This is a genomic window from Okeania sp. SIO2F4 (assembly GCF_010672385.1).
Classification (GTDB): domain Bacteria; phylum Cyanobacteriota; class Cyanobacteriia; order Cyanobacteriales; family Microcoleaceae; genus Trichodesmium.
The window spans coordinates 1-1,154 of the sequence record NZ_JAAHGT010001476.1 but is presented as its reverse complement, the minus strand read 5'-3'; the positions used below and the strand labels follow the sequence as shown (position 1 = coordinate 1,154).

Here is a 1,154-nt window from a genome sequence, read left to right as displayed (position 1 = left end):
AAGCAAGCCCAAAACTCTCTACCCTTCTGCCTTCTGCCCTCTGCCTCCTGCCTTTTCATAACGATAATTTTCAACACCGACTTACTTAAGTGTTTTAATTTTTACCCCTATCGGTGAAAAAATAGAAGCTTAATAATATTCTATCTTAATAAGTGGATAGTATCTGCACAAGATATTGAACTATACAGAATTATCAAAGATTTGTGGCGTTGCATATTTGCGGGATGAATAATATGGTTTGACAGAGGAATAACTAAGGGAGCAAATCATGGAATGTCCAGACTGCAAATCTACTCATATTCGCAAGAATGGTCATAGACGTGGGAAGCAAAACCACATCTGTGTTAATTGTGGTCGTCAGTTTGTATCCAATCCCCAAATTCAACCAGGATACAGTGATGATACTCGTATTATCTGTCTCAGAATGTATGTCAATGGTATGGGTTTTCGAGGTATAGAGAGGGTTACAGGAATTCACCATACCACCATTATCCGATGGGTAGTGGCAGTGGGACAACAGTTACCAGATGCCTATGACCCGGAGGATATTCCCTCAGTTGGGGAACTTGACGAGCTACAAACTTTTGTCGGGTCAAAAAAAACCAAATCTGGGTTTGGACAGCAGTTAACCACTTTCAAGCAGGTATTTTAGCTTGGGTGGTAGGAGACCATAGTGCCGAGACTTTTGAACCTTTGTGGCAGATTGTGAGATTATGGCATTGCTTCTTCTACGTTACTGATGGGTTAAAAGTTTACCCCCTATATATTCCGGATGGCGATCAGATTGTGAACAAGACCTACATGACCAGAGTTGAGGGAGAAAATACACGTCTAAGACATTATCTAGCTCGCTTACATCGCAAGACACTATGCTATTCCAAGTCAATAGAGATGCTCAAACATTCTATTAGACTGCTAATTCACTACCTTAAGTTTTGGGATGTGCCTGTTCCCTTTAGATTCATCCCTTAATTCAGCAACGCCAGATTTGTTTTTAGAGTGATTGGGATTTATTCAGCTTGCTAAGGTTAACTTTAGTTAAGACTTTTGCTTGATTTAGGTTGGTCGGTTACTAAGTTAAACTGCTCCCGATAGTTATACTTACAATCATTACATACTATTACTATTCTCAATAAACCCAAAATTATCAGTTT

The 1,154-nt window shown here is 39.4% G+C and carries 1 protein-coding gene; it reads left to right on the top strand.

Annotated elements, in window-relative coordinates; all coding sequences use genetic code 11:
* The first annotated feature begins 268 nt into the window (after window positions 1-268).
* A protein-coding gene (locus F6K22_RS41330) for an IS1 family transposase (protein WP_293111017.1) occupies window positions 269-972 on the top strand; the annotation gives its coding sequence in 2 pieces (ribosomal slippage) (window positions 269-604 and window positions 607-972; 702 coding nt in all).
* The last annotated feature ends 182 nt before the right edge of the window (window positions 973-1,154 follow it).